At 69.9% G+C, this 14,552-nt stretch carries 18 protein-coding genes; 10 read left to right on the forward strand and 8 right to left on the reverse strand.

The window, feature by feature from the left end; translation table 11 throughout:
• Positions 1-15 precede the first annotated feature (15 nt).
• Entirely contained in the window at positions 16-759 is a 744-nt protein-coding gene (locus ACFWP5_RS34170; protein ID WP_384165603.1) for a DUF4142 domain-containing protein, read from the reverse strand.
• A gap of 314 nt (positions 760-1,073) precedes the next feature.
• Here ACFWP5_RS34170 and ACFWP5_RS34175 point away from each other — a divergent pair, with 314 nt between their 5' ends.
• A complete protein-coding gene (locus tag ACFWP5_RS34175; protein ID WP_384165536.1) occupies positions 1,074-2,288 on the forward strand; it encodes a PucR family transcriptional regulator in 1,215 nt (404 codons plus the stop codon).
• On the opposite strand, the gene ACFWP5_RS34180 is transcribed toward ACFWP5_RS34175, so the two are convergent.
• The 4 genes from ACFWP5_RS34180 to ACFWP5_RS34195 form a co-directional block, all read right to left on the reverse strand.
• The gene (locus ACFWP5_RS34180) at positions 2,264-2,737 is read right to left on the reverse strand and encodes a carboxymuconolactone decarboxylase family protein (RefSeq protein WP_384165539.1); all 474 of its coding nucleotides are present in this window, start codon (positions 2,735-2,737) and stop codon (positions 2,264-2,266) included. The genes ACFWP5_RS34175 and ACFWP5_RS34180 overlap by 25 nt on opposite strands.
• Positions 2,738-2,841: 104 nt before the next feature.
• Positions 2,842-3,042: a DUF397 domain-containing protein gene (locus ACFWP5_RS34185; RefSeq protein ID WP_384165542.1), complete on the reverse strand. Its 201-nt coding sequence runs from the start codon at positions 3,040-3,042 to the stop codon at positions 2,842-2,844.
• Between the two features lie 22 nt (positions 3,043-3,064).
• Positions 3,065-3,265: a DUF397 domain-containing protein gene (locus ACFWP5_RS34190; RefSeq protein WP_384165545.1), complete on the reverse strand. Its 201-nt coding sequence runs from the start codon at positions 3,263-3,265 to the stop codon at positions 3,065-3,067.
• Positions 3,266-3,274: 9 nt separating this feature from the next.
• Complete coding sequence (locus tag ACFWP5_RS34195; protein ID WP_384165548.1) at positions 3,275-4,126, reverse strand: helix-turn-helix domain-containing protein; 852 nt, start codon at positions 4,124-4,126, stop codon at positions 3,275-3,277.
• 225 nt (positions 4,127-4,351) lie between these two features.
• Here ACFWP5_RS34195 and ACFWP5_RS34200 point away from each other — a divergent pair, with 225 nt between their 5' ends.
• The 4 genes from ACFWP5_RS34200 (at position 4,352) to ACFWP5_RS34215 (ending at position 7,042) form a co-directional block, all read left to right on the forward strand.
• Entirely contained in the window at positions 4,352-4,771 is a 420-nt protein-coding gene (locus tag ACFWP5_RS34200; protein ID WP_384165551.1) for an ATP-binding protein, read from the forward strand.
• Positions 4,772-4,851: 80 nt separating this feature from the next.
• Positions 4,852-5,808 carry a hypothetical protein gene (locus tag ACFWP5_RS34205; RefSeq protein ID WP_384165554.1) on the forward strand — a complete coding sequence of 319 codons (957 nt, stop codon included), beginning with the start codon at positions 4,852-4,854 and terminating at the stop codon, positions 5,806-5,808.
• A 107-nt stretch (positions 5,809-5,915) separates the two neighbouring features.
• Positions 5,916-6,614 carry a DUF6445 family protein gene (locus ACFWP5_RS34210; protein WP_384165557.1) on the forward strand — a complete coding sequence of 233 codons (699 nt, stop codon included), beginning with the start codon at positions 5,916-5,918 and terminating at the stop codon, positions 6,612-6,614.
• 128 nt (positions 6,615-6,742) lie between these two features.
• Complete coding sequence (locus ACFWP5_RS34215; RefSeq protein WP_384165560.1) at positions 6,743-7,042, forward strand: hypothetical protein; 300 nt, start codon at positions 6,743-6,745, stop codon at positions 7,040-7,042.
• A gap of 40 nt (positions 7,043-7,082) precedes the next feature.
• On the opposite strand, the gene ACFWP5_RS34220 is transcribed toward ACFWP5_RS34215, so the two are convergent.
• Positions 7,083-7,532: a hypothetical protein gene (locus ACFWP5_RS34220; protein ID WP_384165563.1), complete on the reverse strand. Its 450-nt coding sequence runs from the start codon at positions 7,530-7,532 to the stop codon at positions 7,083-7,085.
• A 159-nt stretch (positions 7,533-7,691) separates the two neighbouring features.
• Here ACFWP5_RS34220 and ACFWP5_RS34225 point away from each other — a divergent pair, with 159 nt between their 5' ends.
• From ACFWP5_RS34225 to ACFWP5_RS34240, 4 genes are all read left to right on the forward strand, one after another.
• Positions 7,692-9,011 (forward strand): hypothetical protein, encoded by a 1,320-nt coding sequence (locus tag ACFWP5_RS34225; protein WP_384165566.1) that lies wholly within the window; start codon positions 7,692-7,694, stop codon positions 9,009-9,011.
• A 72-nt stretch (positions 9,012-9,083) separates the two neighbouring features.
• Complete coding sequence (locus tag ACFWP5_RS34230) at positions 9,084-9,596, forward strand: hypothetical protein (RefSeq protein WP_384165569.1); 513 nt, start codon at positions 9,084-9,086, stop codon at positions 9,594-9,596.
• A 101-nt stretch (positions 9,597-9,697) separates the two neighbouring features.
• Positions 9,698-10,462 (forward strand): response regulator transcription factor, encoded by a 765-nt coding sequence (locus ACFWP5_RS34235; RefSeq protein ID WP_384165572.1) that lies wholly within the window; start codon positions 9,698-9,700, stop codon positions 10,460-10,462.
• A 2-nt stretch (positions 10,463-10,464) separates the two neighbouring features.
• Complete coding sequence (locus tag ACFWP5_RS34240) at positions 10,465-11,577, forward strand: sensor histidine kinase (protein WP_384165575.1); 1,113 nt, start codon at positions 10,465-10,467, stop codon at positions 11,575-11,577.
• 44 nt (positions 11,578-11,621) lie between these two features.
• On the opposite strand, the gene ACFWP5_RS34245 is transcribed toward ACFWP5_RS34240, so the two are convergent.
• Together ACFWP5_RS34245 and ACFWP5_RS34250 are read right to left on the reverse strand one after the other, a co-directional pair.
• Positions 11,622-11,993 (reverse strand): DUF6479 family protein, encoded by a 372-nt coding sequence (locus tag ACFWP5_RS34245; protein WP_384165578.1) that lies wholly within the window; start codon positions 11,991-11,993, stop codon positions 11,622-11,624.
• Positions 11,994-12,003: 10 nt separating this feature from the next.
• Positions 12,004-13,548 carry an FAD-dependent monooxygenase gene (locus ACFWP5_RS34250; protein WP_384165581.1) on the reverse strand — a complete coding sequence of 515 codons (1,545 nt, stop codon included), beginning with the start codon at positions 13,546-13,548 and terminating at the stop codon, positions 12,004-12,006.
• 139 nt (positions 13,549-13,687) lie between these two features.
• Here ACFWP5_RS34250 and ACFWP5_RS34255 point away from each other — a divergent pair, with 139 nt between their 5' ends.
• Positions 13,688-14,323, forward strand: coding sequence for a TetR family transcriptional regulator (locus ACFWP5_RS34255; protein WP_384165585.1), 636 nt, complete (start codon positions 13,688-13,690; stop codon positions 14,321-14,323).
• The last annotated feature ends 229 nt before the right edge of the window (positions 14,324-14,552 follow it).

The raw sequence follows: 14,552 nt of genomic DNA on the forward strand, positions 1-14,552 counted from the left end.
CCCTGTTGTCGGTCCTCACCCCACGGTCGGGGTGGTGCTCGGGTTGGCCGCGTTCGCCGCGGTGGGTGACTCGCCCGGGAGGACCGGCGGTTGGGTGGTGCTGTTCACCGGCGGGGTGAGCACCACCTCCGGCTGGCCCGCGGCCGGGGGCGGCGGAGTCAGGTCCACGGCAGGCAGCTTCGGCGGGGTCGTCTCCTGGAAGAGGACCTGGCTGAAGTTGACCAGACCGGTCTTCTCCATGACCGTGATGTGGTCCAGGACGGTCGCGTTGGCCTGGTCGGCCAGGGCCCGCACCAGGGTGTTCTCGGTCGTCGAGCGGATCTTCGCAATCGAGTTGAAGATCGTGCCGTGCGTGACCCGCAGGATGTTGGCGAAGTCCGTGTCGAACTGCTTGCCGCTGTCGGCGGTCAGCGTGTTGATGAACCCCTGCTGCTGCGGGCTGGGCTGGTTGGGGATCGTGATGTTGAGCATGGGGGCGACCTTGCGGACCGTCGAGTCCAGCGCCGCGTGCCCGTCGATGAGGTGCTTGCTCGCGGTGATGACCGCCGGGCTCGCCCCCTTCTTCAGGCCTATCTGGCCGACGGGGTACTCCCACAGCCCTGCCGCGCGCACCTTGACCACGAAGTCCCGGTCCGCCTCGGTCAACGGCCCCCACTGCGTGTTGGCGATCACGCGCGTGGGCGCGCTGGAGACCGTGGTCACGCCCAGCATTGCCGGATAGGCCAGTGCGACGAGGGTCAGGCTGAGGGCACCGCCCACAACCATCGTTCCCGTCGCGTTCCGCGAAAAGCGCACCGTGCCTCCTGTGTCGTGGACCGCCCGTCGGCGGTACGGACAGTCAGAAGTACGGATCGGGGAAGCGCTCGAAGTCTTTGGTTTTGGTAAAGCCGGAGTGGGGCGCGTCACAAGTGACGGACGGTGACTCCGGTTGGCGGGGCCTCAACTCCGGGCGCCGCGGGCCGATTTCGGGGATTTGTTTCGGCTTTGGGTGGCATGCGCCGGTTTCGGGTGCGGCGCCCGGACTCCGGACGCGGTGTTCACTCGGCCGGGCACATCCGGCTAGGTTCTGCGGGATGGTCACCACGTCCCCGGCCCCGCTGTCCCCGGCCGCCCGCGCGCTCGCCGCCCGTTGCGAACCGCGGGTGAACGAGCTGGCCCGGCGCATGACCCGCACCGTCTTCGAGCGGCTGCACGGATACGCGGAGCTGCCCGCCGACGTGCGGGACGTGGAGATCACGGCGACGGCCCGGCACGGTCTGCGCCGGTTCCTGCGCAACGCGGCCGGCGGCGAGGCGCCCCGCCCCACGGAGGACGGCCTGCGCTATTTCCAGGAACGCGCCCACCAACGCGCGGACGAGGGCATGCCCCTCCAACTCCTCCTGGGGACCTACACCACCGGCGCCCATGTCCTGTGGCAGGCGCTTACGGACGCGGCCCGGCCCGGCGAGGAGAACGCGTTGACGGAACTGTGCGGTGCCCTCATCGCCTCCCAGGGGCGGGTCATCGGCGCGGTGACGGAGAGCTACCTGGATGAACAGGCCGCGATCGCCGCTGAGCGCCGGGAGCAACGGCGGTCGCTGGCACGGGCGTTGCTGGAGGGGAGGGGGACCGCCGATGCCCCGGCGGGACCGTTCCTGGTCGTGCACCTGCGGTTCGCGTCGCGGGACCTGGGCGGGCCCGGCGGGGTGGCCGTACGACGACTCGTGCGCCGGGTGCAGACCGCCCTGGACCGACTCTTCGGTACGGAGGTACCGGCGCTGCTGAACGGCACCGGCGGCCACGCGCTCGTGCCGGGCCGCACGGAGTTGCCGGACGCGGCGACGGCCGTACTGCGGGAGGCGGCGGGCCAGGGACTCCGGCTGGCCGCGACGGTCGCCGAGGAGACCGGGGACATCCCGGACGCGGCGAGGGTGGGTACGGAGATCGTGCGGGTGGCAACGGCCTGCGGCCACACACCGGGCAGGCACCACCTGGACGACGTACTCCTGGAGTACCACCTGTCCCGCCCCAGCGCGGGCAGCGACCGTATCGCGGCGCTCCTGGCCCCCCTCGCGGACCGCCCGGATCTGACCGCCACCCTCCGCACCCACCTGGAACAACGCCAGGACCGCAGAGCCACGGCCCGCGTCCTGGGCCTCCACCCCAACTCGGTGGACTACCGCCTGGCCCGCGTCACCGAACTGACGGGCCTGGACCTGGGCACACCCAAGGACGCGGCCCTGGCACTGGCGGCGCTGCTCCTCGGCTCGCACTCGCGCTCGCGCTACGCGAACTGGCCGGGCTTGTAGTCGCCGGCGGGCATCGTGAGCATGACGTTCATGCGGTTGAAGGTGTTGATGAGGGCGATCAGCGAGACGAGCGCCATGAGCTGCTCGTCGTCGTAGTGCTTGGCCGCGTTCGCCCACACCTCGTCCGGTACACCGCCGGCCGTGTCCGCGATACGGGTACCTTCCTCGGTCAGCTCCAGCGCGGCGCGCTCGGCGTCGCTGAACACGGTGGCCTCACGCCACGCGGCGACGAGGTTGAGCCGTACCGACGTCTCACCTGCGGCGGCCGCGTCCTTGCTGTGCATGTCGGTGCAGAACCCGCACCCGTTGATCTGGCTCGCGCGCAACTTCACCAGTTCCTGCGTGGCGGCGGGCAGCGGCGAGTCCTCGATGACCTTGCCCGCCGCGACGAAGTGCTTGAGGGCTTTGCCGGCGAGGGGACTGTCGAAGGGGTTCAGTCGGGCACCCATGGTGGGCTCCTCTGTTCTGTCGTGGCTGGTGCGTACACAGCTCTGACGGAACGGCCCCCTACGAATGTGACAGCCCTGAATGTGACCTGGCTCTCGCGGTGGGGTCAGGGGCGGGGGTGGAGGGTGCGGGTGTGGATTGCCTGGAGGAGGTGGGTGAGGGGAGTGGGGGTGGTCGTGAGGTGGGCGGTGGGGGTGTCGGATTCGCGGAGGTGGATCGTGGTGGGGGAGGCGGCGACCTCGACGCAGTCGTCTCCGTCGCCGCCTCCGCAGAAGGTGGACTTCTGCCAGTAGAGGGTGCGGTTCATGGTGTGACTCGCAGCTCCTTTGTCAGGGGTGCTGGGGGAAGGTGCCGATGCGTATCGCTTGCAGCAGGTGGGTGACAGGGGCGGGGGTTGTGGTGAGTGTGGTGGTGGGGGTGTCGCTTTCGCGGAGGTGGACCTTGGCGGAGGTTGCGGCGAGTTCGACGCAGTCGTTGCCTTCACCGCCGCCGGAGAAGGATGACTTCTGCCACTGAGCGGGGGTGATCATGGCTTTTCCTCACAGATTCTTGGTCAACTGGTGAATGAGGTCGCGTGACTGTGCGGGGTCGAGCGACTCGCCCTTCACTTTACGGAAGAGCTTTCGAAAGTGCTCCAGTTGGGCCTCAGAGTCAAGGAACGCGGTGCCATGCGGAGCGTCACGCACCACAGTGTCCAGGCGGGGCACCACCCCACCTAGGTGCACCATCGCACCACCGGCCCCCGCGAAGGCGTCCAGTTCGAACGGGATGACCCGCACCGTGATGTGTTCCGCCTCCGACAGCTCCAGGATGCGGTCCAGTTGAGCACGGAAGGCGGCCCGGCCGGCCACCCTGATACGGAGCCCCGCTTCGTGGATCACGGTCTCGTACGGGATGGGGTCGAGGCCCTCGATGATGACCTTCCGCTTCATCCTGTGGGCCACTCGGTGGTCCAACTCGCTTGCGGGGAACTCTGGGTTCATATAGGCGAAGAGGTCGCGTGCGTAGGCCTCCGTCTGGAAGAGGCCAGGCACATGCGTGACCGCCACGTCGTGCCGGAACGTCGCGTGATGATCCAGCTCGGCGAGGTCGAAGTAGGCGGCGGGGAGGACACCCCGGTACTCCTCCCACCAGCCGCGCGTCCGATCCGTGGCCATGGCTACCAGGGCATCGATCAATTCCCCTTCGGGACAGGCGTAGTTGGCCGCGAGGCGTCGCACCCGCTCCTCACTCACCCCTGCGACCCCGGACTCGATCTGGCTCATCTGCGTCGAGTTCACTCCGAGCAGGGTCGCCGCCTCGGTGGCCTTGAGTCCCGCGGCATCTCGAAGCCTGCGCAGCTCGGTACCCAGGCGCAACTGCCGTGCAGTGGGGTGTCGCCGCGTTGCCATGTCCTGCTCCAGGGTTCAACTCGCCGTTCGGTGTGCCCCGTTCGGGCGTGAGATTACGTGAACGACTTGCGGAGTCGCAACTTTCAGACCTACCGTCAGTGATGCGCCGCACACGTTGCGAAACGCCGGGTCACCGGAAGCGCACCGCTCCGTCCTGCCACGACGGCTGCGGCACTGCCACCGTCCCCGCACGTCAACTCCCCTCCACTCAACCGGAGTTCACGCATGCCCAAAACCGAACACCCCGCCCCCTGGGAGTACTCCCTCAACATCCCCAACGACCCCCGCTCCGTCACGGTCTGCCGCCGCACCCTCCGCCTCATCCTGACGATGCACGGACTGATCGGCCTGGTCGACACCGCCGAACTCCTCGCAACGGAACTGGTGGGCAACGCTGTTCGCCACACGGAAGGTCCCGCCGCCCTACGAGTTTCCTGGTCGCCCGACACCCTCCGCATCGGAGCCTGGGACGCGAACCCCGAACCCCCGGAACTCCCACGCGAGTTGAGCGCGATCACCGATCTGGAGGAGGGCCGAGGGCTCGCCCTCGTCAAGGCCTGCGCCGACCTCTGGGGCTGGCAGCCCCTGTCCAGGAACGGTCACCGGGGCAAATACGTCTGGTGCGAACTGGGCGGCACGGCCTGAACGTTCCTTCGCCCCTCGAAAGGGTGAACGTCCTCGAATCGGCCGGACAGCACGGTCCTTGATCCATCTAGGTTGCGCACATGGTCACATCAGCTCACGAGGGCATGCACCGCATCTTCCAGGAGCGGCCCGAGATCCTGACGCCCGTCTTCGGCGTACTGGGCATCGCGTTACCCGAGAAGGCGGCGGTGTACGCGATCACCTCCGACGTGACGGAGACCCGGCCGATCGCACGGCACATCGACACCGCGCTGCGGGTCTGCCCGTCGGACGGGGAGGACTTCCTGCTCGCCGTCGAGTCGCAGGAACGGCGGGACGACAGGAAGGAGGTGAGCTGGCCGTACTACGTCGCCTACCTTCAGTCGAAGTACAAGTTGCCGGTCCTGCTGCTCGTGGTCTGCCGCGACCGGGCCACGGCCAAGTGGGCGGCCGGTCCGTTCGATTGCGGTACGCGCGGCTGGACGGTCCAGCGAACGTGCCCCCTCGTCGTCGGACCGGACAACCTCCCGATGATCACGGACGCGAGGACCGCCGCCCGAAATCCCGCGATGGCTGCCTTCTCCGCCCTGACACACGCCAACAACCGCGAATGCGACGCCATACTGGACGCACTGGACCAGGCCCTGATGGGCATGGACACCGACGCCTCCGACTACATCTACCAATTCCTGGACGTCACCCTCGGGGAGACCCCCGCAGGCGACAAATGGAGGAGCATCATGGGTTTCGTCAACTACTTCCCCGGCCGGGGCCACCTCATGGAGAGGGCCTATCTGGAAGGTCAGGCCGAGGGCAAAGCTGAGGGTAAAGCCGCGGGCGAGGCTGCGCTGATCCTGCGCCTGCTGGAGAAGCGCGAAATCCTTGTCTCCGAGGACATCCGGGAGCGCATCACGTCCTGCACCGACCTCGACACCCTCACTCTCTGGTTCGACCGGGCCCTGACGGTCACAGCCTCCGAGGACCTGTTCGTCGTAGAGGCGGACGGTGTGGATGGCGCGGATGCCTCAGCGGCGGGCTCACAGGACGCCACCCTCTGAGCCTGATCCCCCCGCCCCTCGGCCCCGCCCCCAACACCCCTTCATTGACGGAATGTTGACCGGTGGATGGCACAGCATTGGCGGACCCCCGCTATACGTTCGGCCCCATGCCACCACTCCCCCCACACCCCCAGCGGGCCCGCCACCAGGCCCCCCTCCCCGTCCTCCCGTACCGCAAGCCCACCAAGGGCCGTGACTACTGGGTGCTGAACGACGTGCTTCCGGACGTGGATGCCGTACGGGAGCGGTGTCTCGCGAAGGACGACTGGGTCAAGGGGTATCCGTACACGTCGGAGACCTGGCCGGGGCTGCGCACCATGCCGGGGCTGGAGCCGGCCGAACTGGGGCGGATCGAGCGGCTGGTGAAGCAGGCGATCGGGGTCAAGGAACTGTGGGTGGAGACGGCGCCCGGGGGCGGGACGCTCAACCACAACTGCATCCAGGTCGTGGGGAAGGGCGAGAGCGAGCCCCGGCCGCACACCGACTCCCGCGCCCTGTGCCGGTACGCCGCCGTGCTGTACCTCAACCCCTCCGTGCCGAAGGACTGCGGGACCAGTTTCTACCGGCAGCATCTGCCGGGCGGGCGCCTCGGCGGCAACGTCGTGCAGGCCCCGCACAACAACCTCGTCGAGGCACTCGGTACGCGGTTCGTTGCGCCGGACGCCTTCGAGGAGGACGTGCGCGTGCCGCACCGGTACAACAGCCTGCTGCTCTACCACGCCAACCTCGTGCACAGCGCGACCGGTTACCACGGCAGCACGCTGGAGGAGAAGCGGATGACCGCCGTCTTCTTCTGGATGGCCTGACCTCTGGATGGCCTGAGCCCAACACACCCGCACCCCAACACCCCTATTACTACGGCGACTTCCGCCCCCTCCCTTCCGTCAGCGCCGCCCCGAACACCATCCCCACCGCGATCGCGAAGGTGAGCACCGTGCCGACGGTGAAGACGATCCAGCCCAGGAAGAGTGGCCGGCGCGCCATGTCGGCGTCGGCCGCGATGCGCGAGGTCTACGGCAAGCCCGTCGCCTTCCTCGGCCAGGGCGGCTCCATCCCCCTGTGCAACGTCCTCGCCGAGACCTACCCCCGCGCCGAGATCATCCTCATGGGCGTCGAGGAACCCCGCTGCCTCATCCACGCTCCGAACGAGAGCGTCGACCCGTCGGAGATCGAGCAGATGGCGCACGTAGAGGCGCTGTTTCCACGGGAGTTCGCCAAGTCGCAGGGCAGGTGAACTGCTGACTAGTACCGCAGTGCCGTGCCGACGTCCGTCTTCACGCCGCCCGACAGTTCGCGGTTGCTGCGGGCGGTCGCCGTAGCGGACTTGTGGGCCGGGACGTGGGAGACGGTGTCGAGGAGATTGCCGCCCTCGTCCTTGAACTCGACCTGTACGGCAAAGGACTTGGCCGAGCCGGCGGTCGGTGTTGTCGGCGGTGACCTCGCACGGTGCTGCGGCCGGCCGAGTCGGTTGCGGGGGCGCCGAGTTGGACTGCGTCCTTCGCGTCGACGCCGTTCTTCACGTCGCCGAGTTCGCGGCCGGCCTCGGCGGTGGCCGACGCGATCGCGCCGGTGGCCTGCGCCCCGATGGACGCGACGGCGGACGCGGCCTTGCCGGCGGCGGAGGAGGGGGTGCTGTCGTCAGAACAACCGGTCAACCCGGCCAGACCGGTTAGGTCGAGGGTGACAGCCGCCGCCCGCACCGCACCGCGCCTGTTCCAGGCCATGTCGCCTCCATGAGTCGGGTCGTCCCTCAGCCGTCCCTCAAGTGAAGGTCCGATGCCGTACGGCCGCATGCCGGCGTCACCCGAACGGCGCGGCACTGCTCGCGGACGCGGGCGACCGGGGATGCCCTGGCAGTCACGGCGTCGGCGGAGGAGGAGCGGGTGGCGGAGAGCGGCGCCGGGGAACTGGAGCGGCTGCGGGCGCGCGTGGCCGTACTGGAGGCGGAGCGGAGGCCGCGGCACCGGGTGCGTTCGCTGGTCGCCGTGGTGCTGGTGATCGTGGGGTGCGTGCTCGCGCCGTTGGGTGTGGTGGCCGCGTGGACGGCGGACACCGTGGGGGACACGGACCGTTATGTGGCGACGGTGGCGCCGCTCGCCTCCGACCCGGACATCCAGAACGCTGTGGCGAACCGGGTGACGTCGGCGGTGATGGACCACCTCGATCTCGCCGCGCTCCTCTCCGGCGCGGCCCCCGACCAACGCCCGCTGCTGGAAAAGGCGTTGGGGGCGCTCGGCGGTTCACTGGAGGACGCGGTCCGCGCCTTCGTCCACGACAAGGCGCAGGCGGTGGCCGCCTCGGACGCCTTCGCCACGACCTGGAAGGACGCCAACCGCCGTGTCCACAGCACTGTGGAGAAAGCCCTGACCGGCAGTGGGGGCGGCGCGGTACGGCTCGACGACGGCGCGGTGACGCTCGACGTGGGCCCGGTGGTGGACCAGGTGAAACAGCGGCTGGTCGACGACGGGATGACGGTCGCCGGGAAGATCCCCGAGATCCACACGTCGATCACGCTGCTCAAGAGCGACGACCTCGGCACGTACAAGACGTACTTCCGCTTGCTCCAACTCGCCGGTACCTGGCTCCCGTTGGTGGCGGTGCTGCTGGTCGCGGCGGGCGTCCTGCTGGCGGGACGGAGGCGGCGCGCGCTGGTGACGGGCGCGTTGGGAGTGGCCGCCGCGACGGCACTGCTGGGCATCGCGCTACGGGTCTTCCGCGCCGTGTACCTGGACGCGCTCCCGGCGGGAGTGTCACCGGGGGCGGCCGCCGCGGTGTACGACGCGCTGACCCGGTTCCTGCACACGACCGTACGGATGGTCGTGGCGCTGGGCGTGGTGATCGCGCTGGGCGCCTGGCTGACGGGCCCGGGCCGCCGGGCAGGTCTCGTACGACGGCTGTGGACGTCCGGGATCGGGGCGGTGCGTGCGGTGGCCGACGGGGCGGGGTTGTGTACGGGGCCGGTGGGACCGTTCGCGCGCCGGTACCGGGCGTGGATCAGCTGGGTGCTGGTGGGGGCGGCGCTGCTGGCGTATCTGCTGTGGTCGTATCCGACGGGGTGGGTGGTGGTCGGGCTGGGGCTGGCGGTGCTGTTCGGGCTGGCGGTGGTGGAGTTCCTGGCGGCGGAACCGGAGGAGGGGCCGGGGTCGGAACCGGGGCCGGGACCGGGACCGGAGGCCGCGTCGGGTGTCACCCGTACGGCGTAACTCCCCTGGTGGAGGGGGTGCCCCGGCCGGATGGTCGAAGCACCACAGACCACAGAGAGGTGGGGCACGGCCATGACCCAGCAGCCGCACTCGACGCAGCAGCCGCACTCGCCGTCCGCCGGCGGCCAGGAGAAGCCCCCGGCCTGGAACGACTCCGGCCAGGCTCCCGGCACCCGAGGCTACGGCCCGCCCCCGGGCGGCAGCGGCCTCGCGATGGGCGGCGCGGTCTTCGCCGGCGTCCTGATGCTGATGAACGGCGTCATCGCCATCCTCCAGGGCATCTCCGCGCTGGCCAAGGACGACGTCTACACCCGCGTCGGCGACTACATCTACAGCATCAACCTCACCGGCTGGGGCGTCATCCTGATCTGCCTCGGCGCCGTGGGCGCGGTCACCGGCTGGGGCATCCTCCGGGGCATGAGCTGGGCCAGGGTCTGCGGCATCGTCCTCGCCGGCCTCAGCGCCATCCTCCAGTTCATGTTCCTCCCGTACGCCCCCGTCTGGTCGGTCATCATGATCGCGGTCGACGTGTTCGTGATCTGGGCGTTGGCGGTCTACCCGGGGCGGGCCGGGGCGCAGCAGTAGGACAGCGCAGGGCGCCGGATGTTCTTACGAAACACGGACGTCCGGCGTCCGGAGCCGGTGCGGGGCGGCATCGGCGGGGGATGTGGTGCGAGGCTGGCGGTATGCAGCAGCCGTACGAGAGGGCCGGGAAGGCCGGGCGGGTCCAGGAATCCGGTGAGGCCGGAGGTTCCGCGGGCGCCCGTGTCCTGGTGGTCGACGACGATCCGACCGTGGCCGAAGTCGTCTCCGGGTATCTCGATCGGGCCGGGTATGTCGTGGAGCGGGCCGCGGACGGGCCGGAGGCGCTTGCTCGGGCCGATGCGCACTGGCCCGACCTGGTGGTGCTCGATCTGATGTTGCCGGGGATGGACGGGCTGGAGGTCTGTCGGCGGATGCGGGGGCGGGGGCCCGTGCCGGTGATCATGCTGACCGCTCGGGGGGACGAGGACGATCGGATTCTCGGGCTCGAAGTCGGGGCCGATGACTACGTCACCAAGCCGTTCAGTCCGCGGGAGCTGGTGCTGCGGGTGGAGTCGGTGTTGCGGCGGTCTCGGTTGCCTGTAGGGTCCGCCGCCCCGTTGAGTGCTGGGGGGCTGGCCGTGGATCCCGCTGCCCGCCGCGCCACCAAGGACGGTGCCGAACTAGCCCTCACCCACCGGGAGTTCGATCTCCTCGCCTTCTTCCTTCGGCATCCGGGGCGGGTGTACGGGCGGGAGGATCTGATGCGGGAGGTGTGGGGGTGGGACTTCGGTGATCTGTCGACCGTCACCGTCCATGTACGGCGGCTGCGCGGGAAGGTCGAGGACGACCCGGGACGGCCGCAGTTCATCCAGACGGTGTGGGGGATCGGGTACCGCTTCGATCCCACCGGCACCGAGGGGAACTGATCATGCGTGACGCCCTTCTCATCGCCCTGTTCGCCTTTCTCGGGGCCGCTGTCGCCGGTGTGCTCGGTGTCGGTGCCCTGTGGATGTTGCGCCGGCGGTCGCTCACCGCGTCCGTGTCCGTGGTCGCCGCGGTGGCCGTGACCGCGATGCTCGCCGGGACGCTGGCCGTGGCGCAGGCGATGTTCCTGTCCCGGCACGATCTGTCCGTGGTCACGACGGTGGTCGCGATGGCCGCCGTCGTCTCCCTGCTCACCGCGCTGCTGCTCGGCCGCTGGGTCGTCGCCCGCAGCCGTGAACTCGCCCTCGCCGCCCGCGACTTCGGCGACGGCGGCGACTACTTCGCCCCGGCGCGACCCGCCACCGCCGAACTCGCCGACGTCAGCCGCGAGTTGGCGGCCACCAGCGCCAAGCTCGCTGAATCCCGTGACCGCGAACGGGCGTTGGAGTCGTCGCGGCGCGAACTCGTCGCCTGGATCTCGCACGACCTGCGGACCCCGCTGGCCGGTCTGCGTGCGATGTCCGAGGCCCTGGAGGACGGGGTCGCCGCCGATCCTGGTCGCTACCTCCGGCAGATCCGCACCGAAGTGGAACGCCTCAACGACATGGTCGGCGACCTCTTCGAACTCTCCCGCATCCACGCCGGCTCCCTCGCCCTCACCCGCTCCCGGATGTCCCTGTACGACCTGATCGGCGACGCCCTCGCCGGCGCGGACCCGCTCGCGCGCGAGCACGGCGTACGGCTGGTCGGCGACCGTATCGAACCGGTGCCCGTCGAGGTGGACGGCAAGGAGATGAGCCGGGTGCTGGGGAATCTGCTGGTCAACGCGATTCGGCGGACGCCTGCCGACGGCACGGTGGCCATTGCCGCCGAGCGGTCCGCCGACGGGGTCGTGCTGTCCGTGACGGACGGGTGCGGTGGGATCCCCGAGGACGATCTGCCACGCGTCTTCGACACCGGGTGGCGTGGCACGCACGCGCGGACTCCGCCCGCCGGGGCCGGGCTGGGGCTCGCGATCGTGCGCGGGATCGTCGAGGCGCATCAGGGACGGGCCGCCGTACGGAACGTGTCGGGCGGTTGCCGGTTCGAGGTGACGCTGCCCGCGGCGGAGGTGTGAGCCGACCCCAGGGCGAACCCGCGGGGTGAGCCCCCTGGGTCAGGTCACACGTGGCCTATGCCGCCACCGCCGAAGGAACCGCTCCGTCCGGGCAGCCAGCGCAGCCGGCTCTGGTCCTTTCCCGTTCTGGTTCCGGAGTGGTGGAGCTGGTACGGCATCAGCCGTTCCTTCTCCTCCGCTGCCACGGGCATCTCGTCGGGCTCCCGCATCTCGCGCATCTCGTGGACGGCGCCGCCGACGGGGAGGTGGGGCTGCTCCTCGGGGAGCGGCCGTGGAAGTTCCTGGTCCCGGACCTTCATGCCGAAATGTATGGCCCAGACCAGCGCACCTGCGATCACCAGGCCACCGAGAAAGGCGGCGCCCACGTCGAGTGTGTTGTGCGACGCGGCCAGCAGTTCATACGTTGCCATGCTCATACTCCGAGTATCACTCTTTCGGGGGGAATGTGGTGATTCGGGACAGATAGTTCGCTACTTCCGCCGGGTCTCGGGTCAGCAGTGCTATGTGGTTGTCGGGGCGGACCAGGACGAGTGCCGGGTCGGTGACGCCGTACGCGCGACGGGCGTGACCCTCGTGGTCCCGCAGGTCACCGCCGTCCACCGTGAACGCCTGGAGCAGGTCGTCGTGCTCGGCCCCCAACTTGCCCACCGCGCCCGCGACTTCCGTGCCGAAGCCGAGCAGCGTGAACCGTGGGTCCGCGTACACCTGGAAGAGCCGGATCGGGTTGCCCGAAGCGTCCAGACACGGAGCGTCGGGGGCGCGGTCGCCGGGGCGCAGGACGGCGGGGTCGCCGGTGGTGGCGGGGGTGGCGGGGGTGGCGAGCGTGGCGAGGGAGCTCCAGCGGTAGCCCGTGCCCATCGGGGGCGGGGCGGCGGCCTCGACGCCCGTGCCGGGTTCCCTGACCGCTTCGCGCACTCGGGCGTACAGGTCGGTGCTGATGCCCAGGGTCCAGGCGGCCACCGGGAGGCGCTCCTCCTCGTAGGTGTCCAGAAGTCCGGGGCCCGCCTGCCCGGCGGTCGCGAGGGCGAGTTTCCAGCCCAGGTTGTAGGCGTCCTGGATGCCGGTGTTCATGCCGAGGCCGCCGGCGATCGGGTGGATGTGGGCGGCGTCCCCGGCCAGGAAGGCCCGGCCGACGCGCATCCGGTCGACCATGCGGACGTTGACCCGCCAGACGGAGAGCCAGGTCGGGTCGGTCAGCGTGACGCCGGGCACGCGCGCGTACCGCTCGAAGATCCGCTGGAAGCTCTCCAGTGACGGCGGCAACGGCTCGCCGCTCGCGTCGAGTTCGGGGCCGGCCTGGAACTGGAAGGAGTTCGTGCCGGGCATGGGGCAGAGCATCACTCCGCCTCCGTCCGACGCGAACCACTGATGCCAGACGTCCCGGCTGATTCCCTCGGCCTCGACGTCACCGACGACCATCGACTGCGTCTCCTCCGTCGTCCCCTCGAAGCGCACCCCCATGGCCTTGCGCACCCGGCTGCGCCCGCCGTCACAGCCGACGAGGTAGCCGGCCCTGATCCGCTCCCCGTCGGCGAGGACGGCCGTGACACCGTCCTCGTCCTGCTCGAACCCGGTGACCTCGGTGCCGGGTTCGACGCCGACCCCGAACTCCGCGAGCCGCTCGCGCAGGAGTTTCTCCACCTGCCACTGCCCTATGAGGACCCCTCGCTCGTACGGTGCGTCCGGTGTGGGGCGGGTCTCCGCGAAGGGGTCGGTGTCGTTCACGTGCGCGCCGTCGAAGTACTTGCGGAACGGCAGTCGTGTCGTCCCGGCAGTGAGGACGCGCTCGGTGACGCCGACGTCCTCCAGGACCTCCAGGGTGCGCGACTGCAGGCCCTTGCCCCGGGATTCCCGGTGCGGTGCCGGGGCCGCGTCCACGATCCGCACCCCCGCACCGCGCCGGGCCAGCTCGATGGCCAGCGTGAGCCCGGTCGGTCCGGCGCCCACGATCAGTACACCGTCGTCGGTCATGGAGATCCCCTCGTCGTCGTGCGTCCATGCGTCGTCGTACGTCCATGGAACATCGCCCGGCGAGAAAATGCAACCCGGTCTCAGAAGATTCCCGGTCTCATCCGATCCCGAGTCTCACCATTCTGGTAAAGTCGTCGGCATGGACGAACCCGCCGGTCTGCGCGAGCGCAAGAAGGAACGCACGCGGAACCTCATCGCTCAGGAAGCCCTGCGTCTCTTTCGCGTGCGGGGTTTCGACGAGGTGTCCGTCGTCGAGGTCGCGGCGGCGGCCGAGGTCTCCAAGGCGACGCTGTTCCGGTACTTCCCGACCAAGGAGGACCTGGTCCTGCACCGTTTCGCCGACCACCTCGGCGAGGCGGCCCGGGTGGTGCGGGAGCGCCCGGCCGGTCTGACCCCGACCGCGGCCCTGCGTGACCACTTCCTGGCCGGACTCGCCGCCCGGAACCCGATCACCGGCCTCAACGACCACCCCGAGGTGCTGTCCTTCCAGGACCTCGTCTACCGCACGCCCAGCCTCCGCATCGGCATGCGGCTGCGGTACACCGGCCAGGACATCGACGCGCTCGCGGACGCCCTGCCGTCCGGCTCCGGCGGTACGCCACCGATCGTGAGACGCCTGGCCGCGGCCCATCTGATCGCCGTACAGCAGGAGTTGGGACAGGAGAACTGGCGGACGATCACGTCCGGCAGGACCGCCGACGAGGCGTACGACGACGCGGTCGCGGCCGCCGAGGGGGCGTACGGGCAGCTCATGACGGGGCTGGACGCGATGTAGCCGGCGAACATGCGAGCAGCTCCGTCCGAGGACCTTTGGTCGTCGAGACGGAGCTGCCGTGCACCCAGTGGGGACGCGCGGGCCTGTGGCGGGAGCGACCTGAGGCTGCGGGGTGTGATCACCGCCGGGGGCGCGTCGATTCCCGCCGACGCGGCCGACGTCCACTACCACACGCGCAACGGCAGCGCTCTGGTCACGTTCACGAGCAGGCGGATACCGGACTACCTGC

It is taken from the genome of Streptomyces sp. NPDC058469, assembly GCF_042721125.1.
GTDB lineage: Bacteria > Actinomycetota > Actinomycetes > Streptomycetales > Streptomycetaceae > Streptomyces.